The organism is Flavisolibacter nicotianae, assembly GCF_003628535.1.
In the GTDB taxonomy this organism is placed as follows: Bacteria; Bacteroidota; Bacteroidia; order Chitinophagales; family Chitinophagaceae; genus Flavisolibacter; species Flavisolibacter nicotianae.
In genome coordinates, this window is record NZ_RBCI01000001.1 from 123,116 (window position 1) to 146,642 (window position 23,527).

A 23,527-nucleotide genomic window follows, 5' to 3' on the forward strand; every position below is an offset into this window, starting at 1 on the left:
GGCCATCCAAAGCGATTTGCCTGCTTATCCTTTTGATTTTGATTTGACCTTCCCTCCTGCGGCTTCGGTCTTTGTTTTTGTCTTCGAATCGGCTGCCCGTGGCGTTTTTCCCGATTGCGACAGCACCTTCTGGATATTCAACAGGTTATCATTTGCCGGGTCAAATGCCAGTCCGCGGGTTACATAACCCAGCGCAGCATCCCGGTCCTGCTTGATATTGGTGTTGTACACGGCCAGCGACGTTGCGGCCCTGACACCCTGGCTCTTAAAGCGCTCTTTGTTGCCTTCTGCCACCGTAAGAACTTTTTCCCACATCGGTATAGCCAGGCCCTGTTGCATATTGGTATCGATCGCTGTGCGGGACAAAGCGCTCCAGTAATAACCGTGGATGCTGTCCGGAACGGCGGCAGAGTAAGCCTGCGCCACGCTGTCGGCTTTTTGATAGTTGCCCCCCAGGTAGAGCGGAACGGCGATATAGCTGATCAACTCGTCATTGGAAGCGCGGCCCTGTCCCTGACGCAATTGGTAAGAGATCAGGCGCAATTCACCTTCAAGCAATTTGTTGTTGTTGGCTTTTGCATTTTCAATGGCATCGTTCAGGGTTTCGAGCTGACGCGACAACACACTGTCTTTTTTAATCGCAGCGGCAATATCATCGCGGATCAGGGCCGGATTGCCCCTTCCGCAAGCGGTTGCATGCAGGATATAATCGGCACCGATGATGTCTTCTTCCGGTGCTTTCTGCAAATACAGGTTCGAGTTGGTGCAGGCGCTGGCTGTGTCTTTTGCCCCCAGGTAACTATAAGCCAAAAGGCGGTATACACGGGGACGTGGATTTTGCGAGCCGCTCACAATCTTGCTGGCAGAGGCAATGGCGGCGGTAAAATTGTTTTGTACAAACGCGGTTTGCGCTGTGAGATATTCGTTTTCAACGGTCGGGTCGGCCACGGCCTTGAACTTCTCGGCAAACGACGCAGCGGAAGCAAAATCTTTCTTGTACAGCAGATTATAGTAGTAAAGGTCAAAGAATGCCGGTGCAAACTTCGGATCAGCCGCAACAGCACTGTTCAGGTTTTCCGTTACCGCATCCCAGTTGCGCTGCGACTGGTAAAGCGATGCAATGCGATACAAGGCGGGTGCATAGTTGCCGGCTTTTCGGTAGGCTTGCACGGCATCACCGCCCTGGTGCTTCTTCCGGTAGGCATTGCCCAGTGCAACAAAAATATCGGGGTTCGTCGGTGCCTGCTGTGCAGCTTCGTTCAATTTGGCAATGGCATAATCCAGGTCACCCTGTTTTTTCTGATCGGAGTAAGCCTGTATATTGGCACGGGCAACAGCGGTAAGGATCGCCACATCGCTACCTTTTTTTCCTTTGCTGGCAGCAAGGGCGGCGTCAAACAACTGGCGGGCCTCAGCGGCTTTACCATCCAGCAGGTTGATTTGTCCCATTCCCACCATGATCCAGGGCGCATTGCCGTTCGCCGCCAGTGTCTTTTGATACAAGGCCCTGGCACCATTCACATCATCCTGTGCCAACAGTGTTTGACCCAACCAATACACAGCTTCCAGGTTATTGGGATTGGAAGCGGTAAGTTTTTCAAATACCTGCCGGGCACTTTGGTACCTTTCTGCATTCAGGTGCGCTATTCCTTCCTGCACGGATTGCGCCATTGCATGTAGAGAGAACAATGCAGCAAAGAATAAAAGGATCGCAGACTTCTTCATTTTTTTCTTTTTTTCTTTTAAGAGTTGAAATTATTCTGTTTCGCTTAATCACTGGTTGTTAAAGTTCACTGCGTTTGCGCATCCCGCATATAAAAGGGTCGCAACGCGGGGAACAGGTATGCCCGCCTGAAAATTAATTGACCGCGGTCGTTTCGCAAAAAATTCGCAAAGCTCCCGGCCAGTCCCTGTTCTTTCTCTTTCAACACGTATACCAAACTTCTGATCAGCGGGTAGGTTCTTGTGTAAATCAGGTATTGCACCGGTAAAACAAAGCCGCCTACGCTGTCGGTACTTTCCATTCGTGCCAGCCGCACTTTTTTCAAAAGGTTTAATTGGGCCGTATCGTCGGCATTGCCGACCCATTCTATCCCGACAAATCCCACCGCATTAGGAGTGCGGGCCACATAATCGATCACCTCTTTGCTGTTGGGCGCTGCCGATACATTTTTCCCAAGCGGTTCGCCGCGAAGCACCGAATCAAGCATAAACCGCACCGTACTGGTTGCTTTCAGGCCGTCGAGTACTGGAATTAAGTTTTTCTTAGACTTTCCCGTCAGCAGGTTGCGCACGTCGCCAAGGGTAAACATCGAGTCGGCCGATTGCGGGTGAACGAGTACTGCAATGGCATCGTAAGCAACTGTTGAATAGTCGGTTGCCACATTCAGCGAGTCGGCAATCAGCCTTTTTTCCTTTTGCGAGTAGGGCCTTGTGGCAATCACCATCTCAATCGAGTCGACCAGGAAATCCCGCAAACAATCGGCTTCGGGCTTGTACTGCACCACTACATTGGCCTTGGGATAATCGCCCCGGAACACCTGCAGTTCCGCTTCCAGAACGGGCTTAAAACTTTCGTCGCAACTGATATAAACCGTACCACTGTCGAAGCGGCTGCGTGCCGGCAGCCCGGTATGATTGCTGCAATGCGAGAATGACAGAAAACCCAAAACAGCCAGTACCAGTCGACCTGTCCACTTCATCGATAATAATCCTTTTTATAACCCCGGTAAATGCGCCAGCCGCCATACACTACAAAGAGCAAACCAATCAGGTAATCGATGCTCGATGGTTCCCTGTTCAACAACTTCCAGCCCAGTTTTTCATAAATCAAAAAATACACCCCCAACAGCAAAAACACTGTTCCCATGGTATAATCGACCACGGACCGCATACGGGTTCGCTGCTTGCGGTGCTTGTCCTGAAAATCTTCAATCATAACGATTCTTTGGGTTGGGCAAGTTAGCCAATTTTATTCTTCAACTCCCACAAAAGTCACCGGTTGCGTGAAGCTGACCGCCACCGGTTGGCCGGCAAAAAGCGCCGGTGTCCAGCGGGGCATTTTCTTCAATACGCGGATCACTTCATTGTCGAACGGCGCACCGGCCGACTGCACCACCTGGAAGTTGGCGACACTACCGTCTTCGGCTACGTGAAAACGGATCAGCACCGTGCGCTTTTCACCGCTTTCCAGCTCTTCCGGGGAGCGAAGATTTTGAGTCAGGAAGGAAAGCCAGGCCTGCATGCCACCGGGAAACTGCGGTTGCCTGTCGGGCACCACATCTTCTTTCTGTTCGTTTGCAGGGGCTGGGGTTTCGGTAGCCGTTTTTGCAGGAATCGACGGTGGCTGAATGGCCGTGGCATCGCCACCCGGCATGGTGATGTTTGAAATGACAGCCTTTTCCATGGCGTCTATCGGTGGCAAGGGATCAGTAACCACTTCTTTCATCTGGAACCGATCGGTGAAATTTTGTTGTTTGGCTTGTGTTTTCGGGGCTTCCTGCGTCTTGGGTGGTTCCGTCTTTTTCTCTTTATCCGGTAGCGTTACAACACGAACCAACACATCATCTTTCGCGGCGATAGTCACATTTTTATCAAATGAAGGCTTGAAAAAATAGAGCAGCAGGAACGCCGTTGCGATGGAAATGGTCACCGCTTTTACCAGTTGCTGCTGGTAATTCCGTCGCAACTGGTAAGCGCCATACGCTTTGTTGCGTTTCTCAAAGAGAATGTCGAGCAGATCGGCCTGAAGGATTTGTTGGCTGGTCATGGTGTGTGGTTTACAGTTGAGACGAAACCGTTCTTTGTTTCCACATTTTTTAGCGAAAATTCTTTCCAGCGGCAATGGCTTACTTTTGCGCAGCAAAAAAAATCGCGGATGAAAATCTTGATGGTGTGTTTAGGAAATATTTGTCGCAGTCCGCTGGCGGAAGGCATCTTGGCGCACAAGGCAAAAGAAGCGGGTCTCCACTGGACGGTGGACAGTGCCGGCACCAATGGCTACCATACCGGCGAAGCACCGCATCACCTGTCACAAAAAGTGGCGCGGTTAAATGGCATTGACATTTGTGCGCAACGGGCCAGGCAATTTGTAAAAGAAGACTTTGACCGCTTTGATATGATCTATGCCATGGCAGACGATGTGCTGGAGGAAATCCGGAGGATTGCCAGGGAAAAATATGACCCGTCTAAAGTAGACCTGTTTTTAAATGCGCTTCACCCGGGCCAAAACAGTTCCGTTCCCGATCCCTGGTATGGCACCGAACCTGGTTACCACGAGGTATACAAACTGATTGAGCAAACCTGCGAAAAAATCATTGAGAACGCAACATTACAGGCACGAAACATCCGCTCTTAATTATTCATTGTTAATTCTTCATTGTTGATGAAACCCTCTCTTCCGCAAGGCACACGTGATTTTGGATCTGACGTTGTTCGCAAACGCCACTATATTTTCAATACCATCAAAACAGCTTTTGAGCTCTATGGCTTTCAGCCGCTGGAAACACCGGCCATGGAAAACCTGGAGACCCTCATGGGCAAGTATGGAGAGGAAGGCGACAAACTCATTTTTAAGATTCTCAACAACGGTCTAAACGACCCGAAAAACATCGAAAAATCACGGGCTGCTTTTGCGAACGTGCTGGAGGGAAAGAACGACAAGAACCTTACAGAAAGAGCGTTGCGTTACGACCTCACCATCCCGTTTGCCCGCTATGTTGCCATGAACCACGGGCAGTTGACCTTCCCGTTCAAGCGCTATCAAATTCAACCCGTGTGGCGGGCCGACAGGCCGCAACGGGGCCGCTACCGCGAGTTCTACCAGTGCGATGCAGACGTGGTTGGCAGCAGGTCGCTGCTGAACGAAGTAGAACTCACCAACATCTATTCCACCGTCTTTGAACAACTGTGCATACCCGTTGAAATCCGGTTGAACAGCCGCAAGATCCTGGCGGCATTGGCCGACAGTGCCGGTGGCAGCGAAAAGATGATGGACATTACCATTGCCATTGACAAGCTGGATAAGATCGGCCTGGAAAAAGTACAGGAAGAACTGGCAGAACGCGGACTCGATGCACCGCAAATTGCTGTTGTTGCCAACTACCTGTCCATCGCCAACCGTGCAGGCGACAACGATTGGGTGCTCGGCGAACTGCAAAAACTTTTCAGCGACAACGCAACCGGGAAGACTGGCCTTGATGAACTGACCTACATCCTGTCGCAAACAAAGGACCTCTCTTCTGTAAACAAAATCATCATTGATCCTACGCTTGCCCGGGGCCTGAATTACTACACCGGGACCATCTACGAGGTCAAAGCCGTCGGTGTGAAAATCGGCAGCATTGGCGGCGGTGGACGGTATGACGATCTCACTGGTTTATTTGGCGTCCCGAATATTCCCGGTGTCGGCATTTCGTTTGGCGTAGACCGCATTTACGATGTCATGGAAGAACTCAAACTCTTCCCGGCTGCAGTTGAACAGGGAACAAAGGTTTTGTTTTTCAACCTCGGCGAAGAAGAAAGCAAGGCTGCCTATGCCCTGCTGCAGGACGTTCGAAGGGCAGGCACACCAGCCGAGATCTTTCACGAAAGCCAAAAGTTTGACAAGCAATTCAAATACGCGGAGAAAAAAAGCATTCCGTACATTGTCATCATCGGTTCGTCGGAGATTGTCGAAAAAACAGCCGTGATCAAAGACCTGCGCAGCGGTCAGCAACAGAAAGTGGCATTTGACGAACTGGCCCGCTTCAACTTTGTGTAAGCCTGCCAAAAGAAATTTGAATAGCCTGCTGGTGCCAGGCTATTTTTTTTGCAGGGAAAGATAATTGGTGGCGGAATCAAAGGCCAGTTCCTTCGACTGCGGTACCAGCCGATAACCAAAGCGCAAATGCCCTTGCCGTATTTCGCGGTAAAACAGGTCGTCTTCGTTCTGCCCCTTGTAGACCCAGCCACCTAGCCGGTGAATTTGTGGCTGGTGAAGCGCTGTGTCGAAGGGCTGGATTTCAAACGTCGTGTCGGTTAAATAGGCCGCATACAGCAGTGCCCCGCCGGGATAGGTAAACGATTGCAGGGTGATGCCTGCCGTGTCTTTTTTTTCTTCTTTGACATAGCCTTTCGGAACCACCATTGGCAGGTGAACCGCCCGGCCGTCTGTCGTATAGGTAAATTGCTTTTGCTTGTAGTCTTTCACCAAAAAGCAGGAACTGAAAAGAAAAATCAACCACAAAAAAAGAAAACGGAACTGCATGTCTAACCATTTTAGGTGACGATGCCGATCCAACTTATCGCCATCATCCGGGTTTAAACGCCTTCAAAAATTATGCTTGCCCCCTGCCCCACTCCCACGCACATGGTGGCCAGGCCATATCTGCTGCCCCTGCGTTTCATTTCATGAACCAGGGTTGTTGACAGGCGCACGCCACTGCAACCCAACGGGTGGCCCAGCGCAATAGAGCCGCCGTTCACATTTACCTTGCTCCTGTCGAGTTGCAGGTCGTGCAGGCAGGCCAACACCTGCGAGGCAAAGGCTTCGTTCAGCTCAATCAAATCGAGGTTGTTCACCGATAGCGAAGCCTGTTTTAATGCTTTCTGCGTTGCCAGCACCGGGCCAATGCCCATGATGGCGGGGTCAACACCTGCAACGGCTGCCGCAACGACTTTCGCCAGTGGCTTGAGCTTGTATTTTTTTACAGTGGATTCGCTGGCCAGCAGCATGGCGGCCGCCCCATCGTTGATGCCCGCAGCATTGCCGGCCGTTACCGTTCCGTCTTTTGTAAAGGCCGGCTTGAGCGAAGCCAGCTTTTCCAGCGTAGTTTTCCGCGGGTGCTCGTCGGTATCAAACAGCCTGGCGCTGCCCTTTTCACCCGGCACTTCTACCGCCACGACCTCTTCTTTCCATTTGCCCGCTTCCAGGGCGGCAAAATATTTTTCCTGGGAGGAAAGCGCCCATTCATCCTGCGCCTCCCGGGTGATGTTCCAGCGTCGGGCTACGTTTTCACCGGTTTCGCCCATGCTGTAGGGATGATACCTCTCGGCCAGTTTGGGATTGATAAAGCGCCAGCCCAGCGTGGTGTCGTAGATTTCTGTCGTTCGCTGAAATGGCGCTGTTGCCTTCGGCATCACAAAGGGCGCACGGCTCATGCTTTCCACGCCACAGGCGATGATCAGCCCGGCATCCCCGCATTCGATTTGCCGTGCCCCGTCCATGATCGCCTGCAGGCCGGAGGCACACAGGCGGTTGACGGTATTGCCCGGAACCGTGACGGGCAGTCCGGCCAGCAATGCCGCCATGCGGGCCACGTTGCGGTTGTCCTCACCGGCCTGGTTGGCATCACCGGCAATCACGTCTTCTATTTCTGCCGGATCGATGGAAGGATTTCGCTGGAGAAGTTCGCGGATCACATGGGCCAGCAGGTCATCGGGACGGACGGAAGCCAGCGCACCGCCGTATTTTCCCAATGGCGTACGGATGGCATCAATGACATAGACATTTCGCATAGCATTTTTTTAAAGTCAAACCTGCGACGTCAAACATGAAACCGGGGCGGCCCGATATTCTCCGATTTACCCCCTCAACTTGTGAACTCTCCTTTCTCGCATCGCACGTTTGACGTTTCGCCTTGTTAAAAACGCTGCAAGATAAGTCTTGCCCATCATCCGCCTCATGTGAAAAAAGTATCTTTGTACGATGGCAGAAAGCGCAAAAAGCAAAGGGAAAGGAAGCCGTAACATCCGGCAAATGGGTTACACCGACCTGGAGGATTTCTTTCTTTCTCTCGACGAAAAGAAATTCCGTGTCAGGCAGGTTTGGGAATGGCTTTGGCAAAAGCATGCCCTTTCGTTTGCAGACATGACCAACCTGAGCAAGGAGCTTCGCCAGAAGCTGGGCGACAACTTTACGCTGCCGGCCCTAAGCATTCATTCCACGCAATACAGTTCCGACGGTACGGTAAAGTCGGGTTTTAAAACCCACGACGGCCACCTTTGCGAAGGCGTGCTGATTCCAACCGAGCACCGGTATACGGCCTGTGTGTCATCGCAGATTGGTTGTTCGCTGAGCTGCCGCTTTTGCGCTACGGGCTATATGGAGCGACAGCGCAACCTTGAGTTTGACGAGATCTACGACGAGGTGGCGTTGATCAACGAGCAATGCGAACGCATCTATGGCAAGAAGCTTTCAAACATCGTGTTCATGGGCATGGGCGAACCGTTGCTCAACTACAAAAACGTGTTAAAGGCCATTGAAAGAATCACGGCCGAAGATGGATTGGCCATGAGTCCCCGACGCATCACGGTTTCAACGGCAGGTGTGGCCAAGATGATTCGCCAACTGGGCGATGATAAAGTGAAGTTCAAACTGGCGCTGTCGCTGCACGCGGCCAACGACACAAAGCGAAACGAGATCATGCCGATCAACGAAACCAACAACCTGAAAGCGCTGATCGATGCCCTGAACCATTTTTACAAGGAAACAAAAAACGAGATTACGCTGGAGTATATTCTTTTTAACAATTTCAACGATAGCCTGAAAGACGCAGACGAATTGATCAAGGTTTACCGCCAGGTTCCGGCGGATTTGGTGAACATCATCGAATACAACCCGATCGACTTTGCCAAATTTGAAAAGCCGACCGAAAAACGAATGACGGAATTTATGGATTACCTGGCCAAGAACAAGGTCAATGCACGGCTGCGCAAAAGCCGCGGCAAAGACATTGATGCCGCCTGCGGACAGTTGGCAAACAAGACTTCCGAACTGGGAAAAACGGAACCCGTTGAATTGAAAGCATAAAACAGTGCTCATTTTACTATAGCAAGAGCCGTTCACTTTTGAACGGCTCTTGCTTTTTCGATCCTTCACTTCCGTTCAGGCAGATTAACCTTATTTAACCCACCAGGGGTTAAACTTCACTCCTCCGTGCCCGTCTGAATTCTGTTCCGTTTAAAAACAGAAAATAAATGATAACCATGAAAAAAATCATCTCCACCGCATTTGCAATCGTGCTTTTTGTTGGTGCATCACAGGCACAGACAACAGAAGACAAAGGCCGCCATCACCAGGGTCAACGACAGGAGCAGGCCTTCCATCAACTGAACCTGACCGCCGATCAAAAAGCCAAATTCCAGAGCATTCGCGAAGCACAGAAAAAAGAAATGCAGGACCTGCGGAAAAACGGGGAGGTCACACCCGAGCAACGCAAGGCACTACACGAAAAATACAAAGCACAATTTGAAGCCGTACTGACACCGGCCCAGAAAGAGCAATTTCAACAGCAACGCAAGGACTGGAAAGACAAAGGCGAAAAGGGCCAGGGCTTTGGTAAAAGAGGCGGCGATTTTGGCAAGCAGGCCGCATTCTTCAAAAAAGAACTGAACCTCACAGCCGACCAGGAAACAAAACTGAAAGGCATCTTCCAGGAGTTCCGCACCAAGGCGCAGGGCATCCGCTCCAACAGCGGCTTGAGCCAGGAGCAGAAGAAAAGCCAGATGCAGTCGCTGGCGCAGCAATACATGGAGCAGGGAAAGTCGGTGTTGACCGCTGAGCAACTGAAAAAATTCAATGATCTGAAAGGCAAGCACAAAAACCGCCGGTCGGATAATGTATAATCCCTATTGAAAAATAACAACCCATAGGCCCCGCTTCTGGCGGGGCTTTTCTATTTTTGCGCTTCATCCTGTTGCAAAACAGCAAAAACTTCAACATGAAAAAAGGTTCGGGCTTCGAGAAATTCTTTAAGGGAAAGGAAAAGACCGGCGGCGCTAAAAAAGAAGCCATCCGCAAAGAGAAAAGGGAGATCAGAAAAGAAAGGGAAGAAAAGATCGCCAATGCAAAACGGCAGAAAAGAGCCCAATACAAAACAACATCCAGCAACGAACCGCCCAAGTACAATTTAGAACCACCCACATCCAAATACGGGAAACGAAATACCAACCAGCCGGCAGGTAACCGCAACAAACCCTCGTTCAAAGTTGAAAAGCAAAACGCAACCAGACCGGAGAAGTTTGATCAAAAAGAGCAGCGAATTCAAAAAGAGGGAAACAGGGCCGGTGCGGAAAGACCCCAGCGCTTTGAGCCACAGAAGAACCGCACTGCCAAAACCGGCGATTACCAGACTGACCGCAGGAAACCCTATGGCGATAGGCCAGGGAAAGATGAAAGATTTGAAAACAACAACAAAAAACCATTTGACAAGAGCAGGGAGAAGCCTGTTAACGCCGGCCGAAAAATAGAACCTATCAAGCCAGTGCGAAGAGAAGAAGGACGCAATACGGTTCCACTGAAAGCAAAATCCACGACAACAAAACCGTTGACCGATCAAATGCCATTGAACAAATACATTGCGCACAGCGGGGTTTGTTCGCGCCGGGACGCCGTGGACCTGATCAGGGGCGGCAAAGTAAAAGTCAATGGTGAACTAATCCTGGAACCCGGCCATAAAGTGGCTTTGACCGATGACGTAAGAGTAGGCGGCCGGAGAATGAACCCTGTAAAAGATTTTGTTTACATCCTCCTCAACAAACCCAAAGATTACCTCACCACCACCGATGACCCGCAGCAACGCAAGACGGTATTGGATCTGTTGAGCGGTGCACCCGACATTCGCATTTATCCTGTTGGGAGGCTGGACAGGAACACCTCGGGTGTCTTGCTATTGACCAATGATGGCGACCTCTCGCAAAAGCTGACCCATCCCAGCAACGAGATCAAGAAAGTGTATGCCGTAACGTTGGACAAGCCCCTGACACGACATCACTTTGACGAAATTCTAAGAGGTGTTCCCCTGGAAGATGGCATGGCCCATGTGGATGTACTTGCCTTTACCGATGCCAAAGATCATACGCAAATTGGTGTTGAATTGCATACTGGCCGCAACCGCATTGTACGACGCATTTTTGAACATTTCGGCTACGATGTAAAAGGCCTGGACCGCGTTATTTTTGCTGGCCTCACCAAGAAAAATGTCAACCGTGGCAAATGGCGTTTTCTCACCGAAAAAGAAGTGCGGGATCTAAAATTTTTTAAAAAAGGAAGATAGTGTGCGGAAGAACGGGTGAAAAAACTGCTCATCCGGCACTATTTCCTGACTTTACCAATTGCGCATGAATTTCAAGTTACAGGAACACATCATTTTTCAGAATGAAGACTTTGTGGCGATCAACAAACCGTCGGGCTTGTTGACCATACCCGACAGAGAGGGCAAGGATGTGTCGTTAAAAACAGTGCTGAAAATAAATTTCGGAGAGATCTTTACGGTTCACCGGCTCGATAGGGACACCAGCGGCATTGTAGTTTTTGCCTTGAATGAAAAAACACACAAACACCTATCGCTGCAGTTTGAAAACCGCGATACCAGCAAGATCTATTATGGCCTTGTTTTAGGGAAACCTGCTGAGCAGGAAGGCGTGATCAACGAACCCATTGCGGAACATCCGACCAAAAAAGGTGTGATGACCGTTTGGCGCAAAGGCAAAGAGTCCATCACCGAGTTTAAGGTGCAGGAAAGTTTCCGTCTTTATTCGTGGATGCAGTTCAGGATCCTCACCGGCCGAACGCACCAGATCCGTGTGCACATGAAGCACCTGGGTCATCCCATTGTTTGCGATCCGCTGTATGGTGATGGCAAGCCGGTATTGCTCTCGCAAATCAAATCAAAATTCAAGCTTTCGCAGGCAGACGAGGAAGAACGTCCGATCCTCTCCCGCCTGGCCTTGCACGCTGCACAGTTAACGTTCAGGGACATGCAGGGAAACGAAATCAACCTGGAAGCACCGCTGCCGAAGGATCTACGGGCTACACTAAATCAATTGGGCAAGCTGGTGAAAAAGTAGAATTCACTTTCACACCGGGGCGCTGAGTAAGCAGCGACTCTCGCTCTCAGCGTCTCCGCGTGACACCCTTTTAAAACAAAGCCTCCACAATTGCGGAGGCTTTTTTATGTCGTAGAAATAACAATGTTTACTTCTGCTCTTCGTCCGGCACCGGCGTATAACGCAGGTAAGGCTTTACCACTTTTACACCTTTCGGGAACTTCTTCATCGCATCTTCGGTTGACACGGAAGGCACCACAATCGCATCTTCACCGGGCTTCCAGTCGGCGGGAGTTGCCAGGCTGTGCTTCGATGTCAGTTGCAAAGAGTCAACGACACGCAGCACTTCGTGGAAGTTGCGGCCGGTAGACGCCGGGTAGGTGATCATCAGTTTAATGGTTTTATCAGGACCAATAACAAACAGCGAACGCACCGTGGCGGTTGCCGATGCGTTGGGATGGATCATGTCGTACAAGGTAGCTACCTGACGGTCTTCGTCGGCAATGATGGGAAAATCAACCTGGCAGTTTTGCGTTTCGTTGATGTCGTTGCGCCAGCCAAAATGTTTGTCCAGCGGGTCAACACTCACCGCCAGCACTTTTACATTGCGTTTGGCAAACTCCTCTTTCAACAGAGCCGTGCGGCCCAATTCGGTTGTGCATACTGGCGTGTAGTCGGCCGGGTGTGAAAACAGAATGCCCCAGCTATCGCCAAGAAATTCGTAAAAATCAATTTCGCCTTCGGTGGTTTGCGCCCTGAAGTTGGGGGCTTTATCTCCTAAGTGTAAGCTCATAAACTTTTTTTTGGAGTTTAAAAATAAGACTATTCGGTAATAATCAGGTCGTACTGAATATCGGAATTTTTCTTCAGCATAGCGGCCACGCCACAGTATTTCTCCAGCGACAGGTCAATGGCTTTGCGGATTTTCTCCCGGTTGCCTTCGTCGGCTTGCAACTTATAAATCAGGTGAATGGTCTTGAAAACTTTGGGATGATCCTCGGTTTGTTCGACTTCGGCGTCGATCTCGAGACTGGCAAAAGGCACCCGCATTTTTTCCAGGATCTCCACCACGTCAATGCCGCTGCAGCCGGCCAGCCCTGTCAGCAGCAAGGCCTTGGGACCAAAGCCCACGCCGGAATGCAAGCTGATTTTGGCGTTGTTTTGAAACGAGTCGTATTCTCTTCCACCTTTCCAGATCGTGGTTGTTTTCATACTACAATTATTTGGTTTGCAAAGATGCGGCGGGGATACCAAACGGCAAACCTAAGATGTGAAACAAGCACGCTGTGCAAAGCAACAGCCTCTCCGGTTTCACGTTTGGCGTCTCACGTTTCACTTTCCTTGTAGCCATGTTTTTCGTTTTGAAGCGCATTGTCCAGGGTCCAGTCGATGGACTTTTCAAACGCATGCTGGCGCACCGGGCAGTCCATTTTTTTGCAGATATGGCACTGGAAATAAAGACAGCCATCGTTGTGGACAAACAGCTCCAGGGTTTCGCCAAACTCGCCGCGAATCAAACCCGCAAGTGTATCGATTTCGGCATGGGCCTGGTGCACATTAAAGTACCAGGGTACCGTGAGGTGGCAATCGACATGCAGCACATTGCCATACTTGATCACCCGCAGGTTATGCAGGTCCACCCAGTTAGCGGAGCGGTTCTTCGCCAGCAGGGCCACCATCCGTTCCAGCAGTTCCATGTCGGCTTCGTCCATGATTCCGGCCAGCGATTCCCGCATGATTTTATAGCCGGTGTAAATGATAAACAAGCCAAAGCCAATGGCGATTACACTATCGATCCACAATTTGCCCGTAAAGGCGATAAGGATCAACCCGGCAATAATGGCCAGCGTGGAATAGGTATCCGTCTGGAGGTGTTTGCCGCTGGCAACGAGGGCCAGCGATTTGTGTCGTTTCCCCTGGCGCAGCGAAATAGCACCCAGCAGCCAGTTAACGATGGCCGTTCCGGCAATCAGGTAAATCCCGGTGTCCAGTTCGCGGATGGTGACGGGATAAAGCAGGTTTTTTCCCGCGTTGTAGACGATCAGCACACCGGCAATCAGCACCATCGTGCCTTCCACCGCCGCCGAAATAAATTCAGCCTTCCCGTGACCATACGGGTGGTCGATGTCGCGGGGCTTGGCCGACACGTATAAACTATACAAGCCAATAAAGCCGGCCACCACGTTGACAATGCTTTCCAATGCATCCGTTAAAATCGAAACGGAATGCGTCAGGTAGTACGCCCAGAATTTGGCCACCAGTAATCCGGAGGAGGCAAAGGCAATGGTACGCTGTAGCCGCAGGTTGCTGCTGCTTTGCGCCTGGAGAGAAGTAGACAAAGCAAAAACGAATTAAATAAAGGATTGATACCGGTCGGAGACGTAATTCCAGTTCACCACTTTCCACCAGTTGTTGATGTAGTCGGGACGTTTGTTCTGGTAACGCAAATAGTAAGCGTGTTCCCACACGTCCAGACCCAGCAGCGGAAAGCCTTTGAACTCGGCCACATCCATCAGCGGGTTGTCCTGGTTAGGCGTAGAGCCGATGCGAAGCCGTTTGTCGCCGTCCACATAAAGCCATGCCCAGCCACTTCCGAATCGGTTTTTGCCGGCGTCGGTATACTGTGTTTTAAACGTATCGAAGGATCCAAACGAGCTATCGATGGCTGATGCCAGCCCGCCTGTTGGCTTTTCTGCATGCTGGGGTGCCATGCACTTCCAGAACAATTCGTGGTTGTAATGTCCGCCACCGTTGTTGCGCATCTTGGTCGAATATTTCGAAACCTTGCGCAGCACATCTTCCAGTGGCTTGGTGGTGTCTACCCCTTCTGCCTTGGCCGCGTCGTTCAAATTCGTCGCATAAGAGGCCGCATGCTTGGTATAATGGATTTCCATGGTTTGCGCATCAATGGCTTCGTTCAGCGCATTGTATGCATAGGGCAATGGCTGCTGTGCAAAACCGGTAATAAGCTTTGACGGAATAGTGCCGGTAACCCTGGCGGTGGAGGCGCAAGACGATAAAATTCCGGAGCTGATGTACAAACCCAGTCCTGCTTTCACGGAAGAGGTAAGGAATTCTCTTCTTGGAGTTAAAGGTGCCATACGTTCTTTTTTCAAAGGTAAGAAGCCAGCGGTGTATTCACCGGCAAGATTAAACGACAAATCTGCACCCTGGCGTTGCGCATCGGAAAGGGAAGCCATTTTACATGTGGCCGTTAGCTTTCCATTACACGTTTTTTCTTTTGCGGAACGGAAGTTTTTTCGCCAGCCGGCTGTAAAAATCCTTGTTGAAAACCTGCGAGTCGTGCATGGCTTTGTAGGTTAAAAACACGCCGACCGGGATCAGGATCAGGAACGAAAACCACATGCCGGTAACCATGCCCCACGAACCTTCCTTGGCAAATTTCTCGCCCGATGTGCTGCTGAAGTAAAACACCATGAAAAAGCCAATGGCAAAGACCAGCGGTGTACCCAGCCCGCCCTTGCGAATGATGGAGCCCAGCGGGGCACCAATCAGGAAAAGCACAACGCAGGCCAGGGAGAGTGTCAGTTTTTTATGCCACTCGATCTTGTATAGGCGTAACGTACGCGACTGCTCTTTGTATGTCAGCAGTTCGGTTTCCGTTGCATTACGCATCGATTCGATTTTAGCCTGTGCCCGTTGCTGCACAATGGTGCGCACACTGTCGGGAATAAAGGCGTCGAACGATTTTTTCGTCACCGGCGTATGGGTCGATTTCCAGTTGCTGTCGATGTGCGCTGTCATCGACACGATGGAGAAAACATCGTTTTTCACCCGCTCGCCGATTTTTGCGTTTACTTTTTTGATGGAGTCGATGGCTGTATTCAGTTGCCGCATGCTAAGCATACGGGCATTGTTTTTATTGACGCTGTCAGCTGTCCGCTGTTGCAGTCCAAACGAGCTTAGATCAAAGCTTTTCCGGTACTCCTTGAAGCCAAGCCGGATAAATTCAGTTGGTGTGCCGGGGTTGCCCCGCTCCTCGTAGCGCCAGCCGTTTTTCAGGTGAAATTCTAAGTCCCGCTTGTTATCGGCGATGCGCATGATGCCGTCGGAGGCCACGATGAAGTTGTCCTGCAAATAATCTTTTTGTTCGTAGATGATGATATCGCGGATCACGCTGTCGTTTTCTTCCTTCTTCCCGATCTTGATGGAAAAACCGGGAATCTTGTCGTAGAAAACGCCTTCTTTCAGGTCGAAGGCCGGCTTTGCATACACGATGTCGGTGAGCATGGTACGGCTCTTCAGGTTGGAAACGGGAATGATGTAGTTCGAAAAAAGAAAAGCGAGGCCGCTGATCAAAATACTGACAAAAAAAAGTGGCCGCATAAAGCGCAGCAGCGAAATGCCGGCCGACTTGATGGCGACCAGTTCGTAGCTTTCTCCCAAGTTGCCAAAGGTCATCAGCGACGAAAGCAAAACGGCCAGCGGCAGGGCCAGCGGCACCAGTGAAGTGCTTTGGTAACCGATGAATTCCAGGATCAACCCGATGCCAAGACCCTTGCCCACGAAGTCGTCGATATACAGCCAGAAAAACTGCATGACCAGCACCAGCAACGTAATGAAGAACGTAGCGATGAAGGGTCCGACGAAGGCTTTGATAACGAGTAAGTCGAGCTTTTTAATCACGTGTTACCTTTAGCTGATGCAAGGGTCAAAAATAAGGCTTTCCCTTTCGGAGGCAGCATTGTTCAATAATGCCGGGGTGATCTTAACAAAAAATAGCATTCTGCAAAAAACCGTGGCTTTGCTGGCCGGTGTACAGGAACAACTTTCGCAAACAGACAACCGGCTTACCCTTGCAACCTCGCCGAAAATTTCAAAGGGTGAAAACTACCGGGGATTGCCCTACGTGGTACTGGATTACCCCCGCATTGCAAACGGAGAAAACCTGTTGTTCATCCGCTCTATGTTTTGGTGGGGACATTTCTTTAGCTGTACGCTGCAACTAGCCGGGACATACAAAGAAGCGAATCGAGAAAGGCTTGCCGCGGCTTACGAGTCACTTGCTGCACGAGACCTGTACATCGGTATCCACGAGGATCCCTGGCAACATCATTTTGAAGAATCGAACTATAAAAAAATTGCAGCCGTATCAAAAGCCGGATTTCTTCTCCAGCTGCAGCAACAGCCGCACATAAAAATTGCTGCCCGGTGGCCCCTTTCGCAATGGGATGCGGCAGCAAATCTCCTGGTCGATACCTGGTTGTATTTCGCAGACTTAGTTTCCTAAGCGGTGGAACAGGTCTTTTACCTGGTGGTCCCACAGCATACTCTGGTCTTTGATCTCTCTTTTTTCTGCAAAATCCTTAATCACCAAAATCGTCTGGTTGGTGACCTCTGACTTCTCAATGCGGAATTCAAAGAATTCCTCGTTGGGTGCATGACTCCAGTGAAAGCGAATATATTTTTCTTCCTCCTTTTCTACGACTTCCGCCTCTTCTTCCGAACCATTCCATGAAAAATAAAATACGCCGTCGCGTTCGTCCACCTTGTCGGCAAACCACTCCTGCAGACCCGAAGGATTGGCCAGGAAGTCGTACAGGATGGCAGGTGAACACCGCACCGGGTATTCTAAAGTGTATAATTGTTTTTTACTCATGTTGTTTTTTTAACACCCCTCAAGGGCTGCAATAATAGGAAAATAGTCCAACCGTCAAAATTTTTTTGAACCTATTTTCAAATGGCACCCAAGAATTTTTTTAAAAAAATTTTTTCATATTCTTTAATTCCCTAATTTGGATACTGTAATACCAAAACCAATTGCTTAGTGTAAGAGAAATTGTGATGGATATTTTGGGATTTAACTAACCAAAACAAGAGAAAACATCAATCTTAAAATAACCAATCAAAATCAATCCTATGAGTATGCGTCAACTAAAGATCACGAAGTCGATTACGAATCGTGAATCGCAAAGCCTCGAGAAATACCTGCAGGAAATCGGCAAGGTAGAACTCATCACCCCAGAAGAAGAAGTTCGTTTAGCAACCCTCATCAAACAAGGCGACCAGCGAGCCCTCGAACGGCTAACGAAAGCCAATCTGCGATTCGTTGTATCGGTAGCCAAGCAATACCAAAACCAGGGTCTTTCGCTTCCCGACCTTATTAACGAAGGCAATCTTGGCCTCATCAAAGCCGCCCAGCGTTTCGACGAAACAAAAGGTTTCAAATTCATCTCTTACGCCGTGTGGTGGATTCGTCAATCCATTTTACAGGCCATTGCCGAACAGGCCCGTATCGTTCGCCTGCCACTGAACAAAGTAGGCCTGACCAACCGCATTCACAAAGCCTTCAGCCAGCTGGAACAGGAGTTTGAACGGGAACCCTCTCCCGAAGAACTGGCCGAATTGCTGAACATGGAGCTGGATGAAGTTGAATCGTCGCTTGGCATTAATGCCCGCCACATCAGCATGGACACGCCACTGGCAGAAGGGGAAGAAAGTACGCTCCTGGACGTACTGGAAAACCACAACGCCGAAAAGGCCGATGCCGAACTGGCCTACAACCAGTCGCTGAAAACCGAAATCGACCGCAGCCTTCAAACCCTCACGGAGCGGCAGAAAGACGTCATCTGCTATTTCTTTGGTATTGGTGTCGATCATCCGCTCAGTCTCGAAGACATCGGCGAACGCTTTAACCTCACCAGGGAACGGGTGCGCCAGATCAAGGACAAAGCCATTCTCAAATTGAGGAGTCACCAGAAAAGCGACTTGCTGCGCAGTTATTTGGGAGCATAAGCTTCGAATTTCCCCATCCTCATTATCTTTGCCTAACCTTATTAAGAGTGAACATTAGCTGTTCACTCTTTTACTTTCTATTAAAAGAAACGCAATACCTATATGTTCGATTCACTGCAGGACAGATTAGAAGGAGCCTTTAAAAACCTAAAAGGCGAAGGCCGCATCACGGAATTAAACGTGGCGACCACCGTGAAAGAGATCCGCCGCGCATTGGTAGATGCCGATGTGAATTATAAGATTGCCAAAGAATTTACCGACAAGGTAAAAGACAAGGCAACGGGTGAAAAAGTAATCAATGCCATTTCGCCCAGCCAGTTAATGGTAAAAATTGTGAAGGACGAACTGGTGCACCTGATGGGTGACGAAGCGGCTGACTTCAATGCCAAAGGCGCCCCGGCCGTGATCCTGATCGCCGGCCTGCAGGGTAGCGGTAAAACCACTTTCAGCGCCAAGCTGGCCAATTACCTGAAAAAGCAAAAACGCCTCTCTCCCATCCTCGTGGCAGCCGACGTTTACCGTCCGGCAGCCATGGAACAGTTGCGGGTGCTGGGCGAGCAGATCGGTGTGGAAGTTCACCTGGAGCTGGAAAACAAAAACCCGGTGGAGATTGCGCAACACGCTATTGCCGAAGCCCGCAGCAAAAACAAAAACGTTGTCATTATCGATACTGCCGGTCGCCTGGCGATCGACGAAGCCATGATGACCGAGGTGGCCAACATCAAGAATGCGGTGAACCCGCAGGAAATTCTGTTTGTGGTGGACTCCATGACCGGACAGGATGCAGTGAACACCGCCAAGGCATTTAACGACCGCCTTGATTTCAGCGGCGTAGTCTTAACCAAACTGGATGGCGACACCCGTGGTGGTGCTGCGCTTTCCATCAAGTACACCGTTGATAAACCGATCAAGTTTATCAGCAGCGGTGAAAAGATGGACACGCTGGACGTATTTTACCCCGAACGGATGGCGCAGCGTATCCTGGGTATGGGTGATATCACGACCCTTGTAGAAAAAGCCCAGGCCCAGTTTGACGAAGAGCAGGCCAAAAAGCTGGAAAAAAAGATCCGCAAAAACCAGTTCGACTTTGCCGACTTTAAGGAACAGTTGCAGCAAATCAAGCGCATGGGTAACCTGAAAGACCTGATGGCCATGATTCCCGGCGTCGGAAAAGCAATCAAGGATATCGACATCAGCGACGACGCCTTTAAGGGCGTGGAAGCCATCATCAACTCCATGACCCCTTACGAGCGGGCCAATCCCGATGAAATTGACGGCGGCCGTCGCAAACGCATTGCCAAAGGAAGCGGCAAGGACATCAGCGAGGTAAACGCTTTTATGAAGCAGTTTGAACAGATGCGGGAAATGATGAAGATGATGAACAAGATGCCGATGGGCCGGATGATGCCGGGCATGAAGCGGTAATCCGTCTTGAACTGGGAAATGTGGGATAGATGGGATTTTTGAGATTATTTATTCCTCTGAATAAAACAACGGCCGTTCACAAGTGAACGGCCGTTGTTTTATCCTATCCATCCCACATTTCCCACGCATCCCTGTTCCAAGACAAAAAAAGTCCCGCCAAGGCGGGACTTAATCTGTTGAAGGTCTCGGATGATGAATTATCCTTCAGAATCAGTACCAGGAGCCGGTCTTCTTTCGCGGCGCTGGTAAGCAGGGTTTCTTCTGGCTCTTCTTTCTCTTTGAGCTTCTTCCTGACGACGACGCATCTGCGCTTCATGCTCAGTATGCCAGGTCTGGAATTTGGTCATGGCCGTTGCTTCATCAAACAAGCCGAGTGATACACCACGCAATAAATGCTTCAGGTACAACACACCTTTGTACGATAAAATCTTCCGAACGGTATCAGTGGGCTGGGCGCCTTTGCCTAACCAGTCCAATGCTCTCTGACGATCCAGCTGAATAGTAGCAGGCTGTGTTTGAGGATTGTACGTACCTAATTTCTGAATGAATTTACCATCGCGGGGAGCTCTAGCGTCTGCAACAACGATGAAGTAGAAGGGTCTTTTCTTAGACCCGTGCCTCTGTAATCGGATTTTAACAGGCATCTTAAATAGAAATTTAAATGCGGTGAAACAATAATGATTAAGTGTGCAAATCTACGCTTTGAACCGAAAAATTCAAATAAAACTGTTGATAAAGTTTTGATTTCATTTCGGATATGGATCAATGGCGGTCGTTTATCGCAGCCCGGGCAACCTGTATTTCGCCTCCGGAACGCCTGAAACAGGCAAGGCCACACCTGTGAACAAACACAACCGCCATCCAGGCAATCGCTTCGCACAGGCGGTCAGGCTGTTTCATGCCCTTGCAGGTTCACCCAAGCGGCTCGCCGCCAGGACTCTATATCGAGAACAACGCCGGTGAAGCAATACCCCGGCGCAAAAAGAAAGGTCGGTACCAGTAAAGCCCCGTCTAAAGCCGGAAGAAGATTTTTTTCCGGTAAAGAAAATAACACAATCCCCACTCCAACGCAAAGATGCAAAGCGAAGTGAGGATCAGCATCGCCGTCCGCGGAACAGCGAGCAGTTGCATCAATCCGTTTGTTACGGCACCCACGAAGCCATTGAACCACCTGGCACCGACAATCTCAAAAAAAAGGTAAATAAACAGGGAATTCATTCCCACGATCGTCCAGAACTTCAAGTGCCTGCGGTGGCGACGAAGATCAATCCACCAGTAGCAAAACGCCAGTGCGGCCAGACACCATCCCAGCGAAGCCAACGTAAAGGAGGACGTGGCAATGCGCTTGATGATCGGGGTCACCTGAAAAATATCCAACAGGTATCCGCCGGCCAGGCATACCCCAGCCCAAAAGAGCATTGTTCTTACCTTGTTTTTTGCACCGCCCAGGAACAGTTTACCGACCAGCGCCCCGGCAATTGTGTGAACCGCAGTGGGAATACAGTTAATGGCCACCCAGCCATCCCGGTTGATCTTGTTCATCAGGACAAGGTCCATGTAATTGCCAAAGTTGTGCTGATCGGTAAAGGGCTGGTCGAAGCCGGGCACACGTGTCAACCGGTAAAGCCCCTCTGTGAACACCAGAAGAAAAACACAGAAAAGAACCTGGGCCCTTGCAGGCCAGCGAAAGATCAAGAAGGCCACCAGCGTGGTAAAGGCAAGCTGCGTCAGCACATCCCAGAGCTCAAATGACAGGCCTGCCGGCCGCACCGCGTAATCAAGGACACCCCAAAAAAACAGCCAGGCGCACCGCTTTACTATTTTCTGGAACGACCGCGACCATGCCAAGCCTTGCTGCTGCTGTTTGTGCAGGGAATAAGCCATGGCCACGCCGGCCATGAACATGAAACCCGGCTGGATCAGGTCCCAAAAGCGAAGGCCATTCCACGGGTGGTGAAAGAATTGCCGGAAGAAGCCGTTGAGGAAACGACCCTTTGTCGCATCGAAAAGGTGCTCGTATAAACCGGTGCTTTCCAGTGCAAGCAGCACCATAATAAAGCCCCGCATAAAATCCAGTGAAAGCAGACGACCGGAGAGTGGCCCGCTGAGCAGGTCAGTTTTAACAGGCCCCGGCACGGCCGTTTTTGTTTTAGCAAGCATCGCTGAAGTTTGAAACAAGATAGAACGAAACAAATGAATTTTTGGCGGCGCCAGCAGGATTGCCGTGGCCAGAGAAAGTCTCGAATGAAAGCCTTCGATTTATGCCGCTGGCCGCACTATGGCCTCTGGACTTATTTTTGCCGCCTGAATCTTATGACGGAATACTTCAACATTGGCAAATTTGTTTCCACGCACGGCTGGCAGGGCGAACTGGTACTAAAACATACACTAGGAAAAAAAACATCATTGAAAGGCCTGGCGGCCCTTTTCATTGAAGAGAAAAAAGAAAGCTTTATTCCCTGGTTTATCGAAAGCAGCAAGATCAAAAACGAAGAAGAAGTCTATATCAGGCTGGAGGGCATCAGTACAAAAGAAGCGGCCACAAAGCTGGCACAGAAACAAGTGTGGCTGCCCGAAGCAGACTTCAAGAAATTTTCCTCCAAGTCCTCTCCCATTTCCTTTCTCGGTTACGAGATTGTTGAAAACGGAAGTGTACTGGGAAAAATTCTTGAAGTGATCGAACAGCCACACCAGATCCTCTGCCGGATTGAACTAAACGGCAAAGAAGTCTTAATCCCGCTACACGAGGAGACGATCGTAAAAATCGATAAAAAGAAAGCGCAGATTATTGTGGAATTACCTGAAGGATTACTGGAAATTTTTCTGTCGTAACCCCAACTTCCCGCAATGTGTTCCGTGCCTGGATCATGTGGCGCTGTTCGTGTGCGATGAGAAAGCGGAACATGTCTCCCAGTTTTAGCTTCACAAGGCTGGTTAGCGTAATGGGAATGTGAATCGCATTCAGGTCGCTGCCTTTTGCCATTTCCAAAAGCCGGGTGAATTTGTCCTGGTGGGACAAAAACTCCTGCAGCACCGAATCCACATGGAGGCTATTGGGAAAGGTATAGGCTTTCATGGCCTTCATCTTGTTCTTGATCTCGTACACATTGTTGGGCTTCATCTTTTTCGTAAACATCTCGCCCCAAAATCCCGGTGTAAAAATGGGATTTCTCGAATGCGTTACGATGGAAACATGTTTCTCTATCAGGGGCAAATAATGACGGTTGTAGGCATTCAGGTGCTCCAGGATCTGCACCACGCTCCATTTGCTCTTGTCCGGACTGTATGCCAATTTCGTCTGATCGGAAGACTGGAAAAACTGCGCCGATTCTTTGATCCGCTGCACATCTTTTACCAGCTCGTTCAATAAATCTTCGCTTTTGTACTTAGGCATAGAACGATTTTTTTAATTCTGTATGAAGTTACTTTCAAATAATAGACCAGCTTAGCTGAACAGGTGATGCAACACGGCACGGACAGAAGAGCCTTTGCTTTCTGCGGCCGTTTGTGGTCTGCGCCGTAACTTAACAACACTGTT

Annotated in this window: 25 protein-coding genes; 10 read left to right on the plus strand and 15 right to left on the minus strand. The window is 50.0% G+C overall.

Features of this window, described 5'->3' with window-relative positions; genetic code table 11:
* Positions 1-24: 24 nt before the first annotated feature.
* The 4 genes from D6024_RS00480 to D6024_RS00495 form a co-directional block, all read right to left on the minus strand.
* Complete coding sequence (locus D6024_RS00480; protein WP_121352168.1) at positions 25-1,725, minus strand: tetratricopeptide repeat protein; 1,701 nt, start codon at positions 1,723-1,725, stop codon at positions 25-27.
* A gap of 65 nt (positions 1,726-1,790) precedes the next feature.
* Positions 1,791-2,702, minus strand: coding sequence for a PstS family phosphate ABC transporter substrate-binding protein (locus D6024_RS00485; protein WP_121352170.1), 912 nt, complete (start codon positions 2,700-2,702; stop codon positions 1,791-1,793).
* Complete coding sequence (locus tag D6024_RS00490) at positions 2,699-2,938, minus strand: hypothetical protein (protein WP_121352172.1); 240 nt, start codon at positions 2,936-2,938, stop codon at positions 2,699-2,701. Before D6024_RS00490 ends, D6024_RS00485 begins: the two co-directional genes overlap by 4 nt.
* A gap of 33 nt (positions 2,939-2,971) precedes the next feature.
* Positions 2,972-3,769, minus strand: coding sequence for an energy transducer TonB (locus tag D6024_RS00495; protein ID WP_162944440.1), 798 nt, complete (start codon positions 3,767-3,769; stop codon positions 2,972-2,974).
* 108 nt (positions 3,770-3,877) lie between these two features.
* On the opposite strand from D6024_RS00495, the gene D6024_RS00500 reads away from it, so the two are divergent.
* Complete coding sequence (locus tag D6024_RS00500; RefSeq protein ID WP_240409891.1) at positions 3,878-4,357, plus strand: low molecular weight protein-tyrosine-phosphatase; 480 nt, start codon at positions 3,878-3,880, stop codon at positions 4,355-4,357.
* 27 nt (positions 4,358-4,384) lie between these two features.
* A complete protein-coding gene (gene hisS, locus D6024_RS00505) occupies positions 4,385-5,761 on the plus strand; it encodes a histidine--tRNA ligase (RefSeq protein WP_121353426.1) in 1,377 nt (458 codons plus the stop codon).
* A 39-nt stretch (positions 5,762-5,800) separates the two neighbouring features.
* Here the strand turns inward: hisS and D6024_RS00510 are convergent, their stop codons facing one another.
* Together D6024_RS00510 and D6024_RS00515 are read right to left on the minus strand one after the other, a co-directional pair.
* Positions 5,801-6,247 carry a hypothetical protein gene (locus D6024_RS00510; RefSeq protein WP_121352175.1) on the minus strand — a complete coding sequence of 149 codons (447 nt, stop codon included), beginning with the start codon at positions 6,245-6,247 and terminating at the stop codon, positions 5,801-5,803.
* 53 nt (positions 6,248-6,300) lie between these two features.
* Complete coding sequence (locus D6024_RS00515; RefSeq protein WP_121352177.1) at positions 6,301-7,497, minus strand: acetyl-CoA C-acyltransferase; 1,197 nt, start codon at positions 7,495-7,497, stop codon at positions 6,301-6,303.
* 190 nt (positions 7,498-7,687) lie between these two features.
* Between D6024_RS00515 and rlmN the strand changes: the two genes are divergently transcribed.
* The 4 genes from rlmN to D6024_RS00535 all read left to right on the plus strand — a co-directional run bounded on the left by rlmN (position 7,688) and on the right by D6024_RS00535 (position 11,829).
* On the plus strand, positions 7,688-8,791 hold the full coding sequence (rlmN, locus tag D6024_RS00520; RefSeq protein ID WP_121352179.1) for a 23S rRNA (adenine(2503)-C(2))-methyltransferase RlmN: 1,104 nt from the start codon (positions 7,688-7,690) through the stop codon (positions 8,789-8,791).
* Between the two features lie 176 nt (positions 8,792-8,967).
* On the plus strand, positions 8,968-9,606 hold the full coding sequence (locus D6024_RS00525; RefSeq protein WP_162944441.1) for a Spy/CpxP family protein refolding chaperone: 639 nt from the start codon (positions 8,968-8,970) through the stop codon (positions 9,604-9,606).
* A 95-nt stretch (positions 9,607-9,701) separates the two neighbouring features.
* Positions 9,702-11,036, plus strand: coding sequence for a pseudouridine synthase (locus tag D6024_RS27135; protein ID WP_121353427.1), 1,335 nt, complete (start codon positions 9,702-9,704; stop codon positions 11,034-11,036).
* 64 nt (positions 11,037-11,100) lie between these two features.
* The gene (locus D6024_RS00535; protein WP_121353428.1) at positions 11,101-11,829 is read left to right on the plus strand and encodes an RluA family pseudouridine synthase; all 729 of its coding nucleotides are present in this window, start codon (positions 11,101-11,103) and stop codon (positions 11,827-11,829) included.
* Positions 11,830-11,956: 127 nt separating this feature from the next.
* On the opposite strand, the gene D6024_RS00540 is transcribed toward D6024_RS00535, so the two are convergent.
* The 5 genes from D6024_RS00540 to D6024_RS00560 form a co-directional block, all read right to left on the minus strand.
* Positions 11,957-12,601, minus strand: coding sequence for a peroxiredoxin (locus D6024_RS00540; RefSeq protein ID WP_121352183.1), 645 nt, complete (start codon positions 12,599-12,601; stop codon positions 11,957-11,959).
* A gap of 29 nt (positions 12,602-12,630) precedes the next feature.
* Positions 12,631-13,020, minus strand: a complete 390-nt coding sequence (locus D6024_RS00545) for an OsmC family protein (protein ID WP_121352184.1) — start codon at positions 13,018-13,020, stop codon at positions 12,631-12,633.
* A 113-nt stretch (positions 13,021-13,133) separates the two neighbouring features.
* Complete coding sequence (locus tag D6024_RS00550) at positions 13,134-14,147, minus strand: cation diffusion facilitator family transporter (RefSeq protein WP_121352186.1); 1,014 nt, start codon at positions 14,145-14,147, stop codon at positions 13,134-13,136.
* Between the two features lie 12 nt (positions 14,148-14,159).
* Positions 14,160-14,909: a superoxide dismutase gene (locus tag D6024_RS00555; protein WP_121353429.1), complete on the minus strand. Its 750-nt coding sequence runs from the start codon at positions 14,907-14,909 to the stop codon at positions 14,160-14,162.
* A 124-nt stretch (positions 14,910-15,033) separates the two neighbouring features.
* Positions 15,034-16,455: an LptF/LptG family permease gene (locus tag D6024_RS00560; protein ID WP_240409892.1), complete on the minus strand. Its 1,422-nt coding sequence runs from the start codon at positions 16,453-16,455 to the stop codon at positions 15,034-15,036.
* Between the two features lie 76 nt (positions 16,456-16,531).
* Between D6024_RS00560 and D6024_RS00565 the strand changes: the two genes are divergently transcribed.
* Complete coding sequence (locus D6024_RS00565) at positions 16,532-17,059, plus strand: hypothetical protein (protein WP_162944442.1); 528 nt, start codon at positions 16,532-16,534, stop codon at positions 17,057-17,059.
* Here the strand turns inward: D6024_RS00565 and D6024_RS00570 are convergent.
* Entirely contained in the window at positions 17,048-17,428 is a 381-nt protein-coding gene (locus D6024_RS00570; RefSeq protein ID WP_121352189.1) for an START-like domain-containing protein, read from the minus strand. The genes D6024_RS00565 and D6024_RS00570 overlap by 12 nt on opposite strands.
* A gap of 260 nt (positions 17,429-17,688) precedes the next feature.
* Here D6024_RS00570 and D6024_RS00575 point away from each other — a divergent pair, with 260 nt between their 5' ends.
* Together D6024_RS00575 and ffh are read left to right on the plus strand one after the other, a co-directional pair.
* Complete coding sequence (locus D6024_RS00575) at positions 17,689-18,564, plus strand: sigma-70 family RNA polymerase sigma factor (RefSeq protein ID WP_240409893.1); 876 nt, start codon at positions 17,689-17,691, stop codon at positions 18,562-18,564.
* A 102-nt stretch (positions 18,565-18,666) separates the two neighbouring features.
* A complete protein-coding gene (gene ffh / locus D6024_RS00580; protein WP_121352191.1) occupies positions 18,667-19,989 on the plus strand; it encodes a signal recognition particle protein in 1,323 nt (440 codons plus the stop codon).
* Between the two features lie 197 nt (positions 19,990-20,186).
* Here ffh and rpsP read toward each other — a convergent pair whose 3' ends face one another.
* Complete coding sequence (gene rpsP, locus D6024_RS27495) at positions 20,187-20,633, minus strand: 30S ribosomal protein S16 (protein WP_121352193.1); 447 nt, start codon at positions 20,631-20,633, stop codon at positions 20,187-20,189.
* Positions 20,634-21,000: 367 nt separating this feature from the next.
* Complete coding sequence (locus D6024_RS00590; protein WP_240409894.1) at positions 21,001-22,149, minus strand: acyltransferase family protein; 1,149 nt, start codon at positions 22,147-22,149, stop codon at positions 21,001-21,003.
* Between the two features lie 84 nt (positions 22,150-22,233).
* Here D6024_RS00590 and rimM point away from each other — a divergent pair, with 84 nt between their 5' ends.
* Entirely contained in the window at positions 22,234-22,821 is a 588-nt protein-coding gene (gene rimM / locus D6024_RS00595) for a ribosome maturation factor RimM (protein ID WP_240409895.1), read from the plus strand.
* Here the strand turns inward: rimM and D6024_RS00600 are convergent.
* Positions 22,775-23,383, minus strand: coding sequence for a DinB family protein (locus D6024_RS00600; protein ID WP_121352195.1), 609 nt, complete (start codon positions 23,381-23,383; stop codon positions 22,775-22,777). The genes rimM and D6024_RS00600 overlap by 47 nt on opposite strands.
* Between the last annotated feature and the right edge of the window lie 144 nt (positions 23,384-23,527).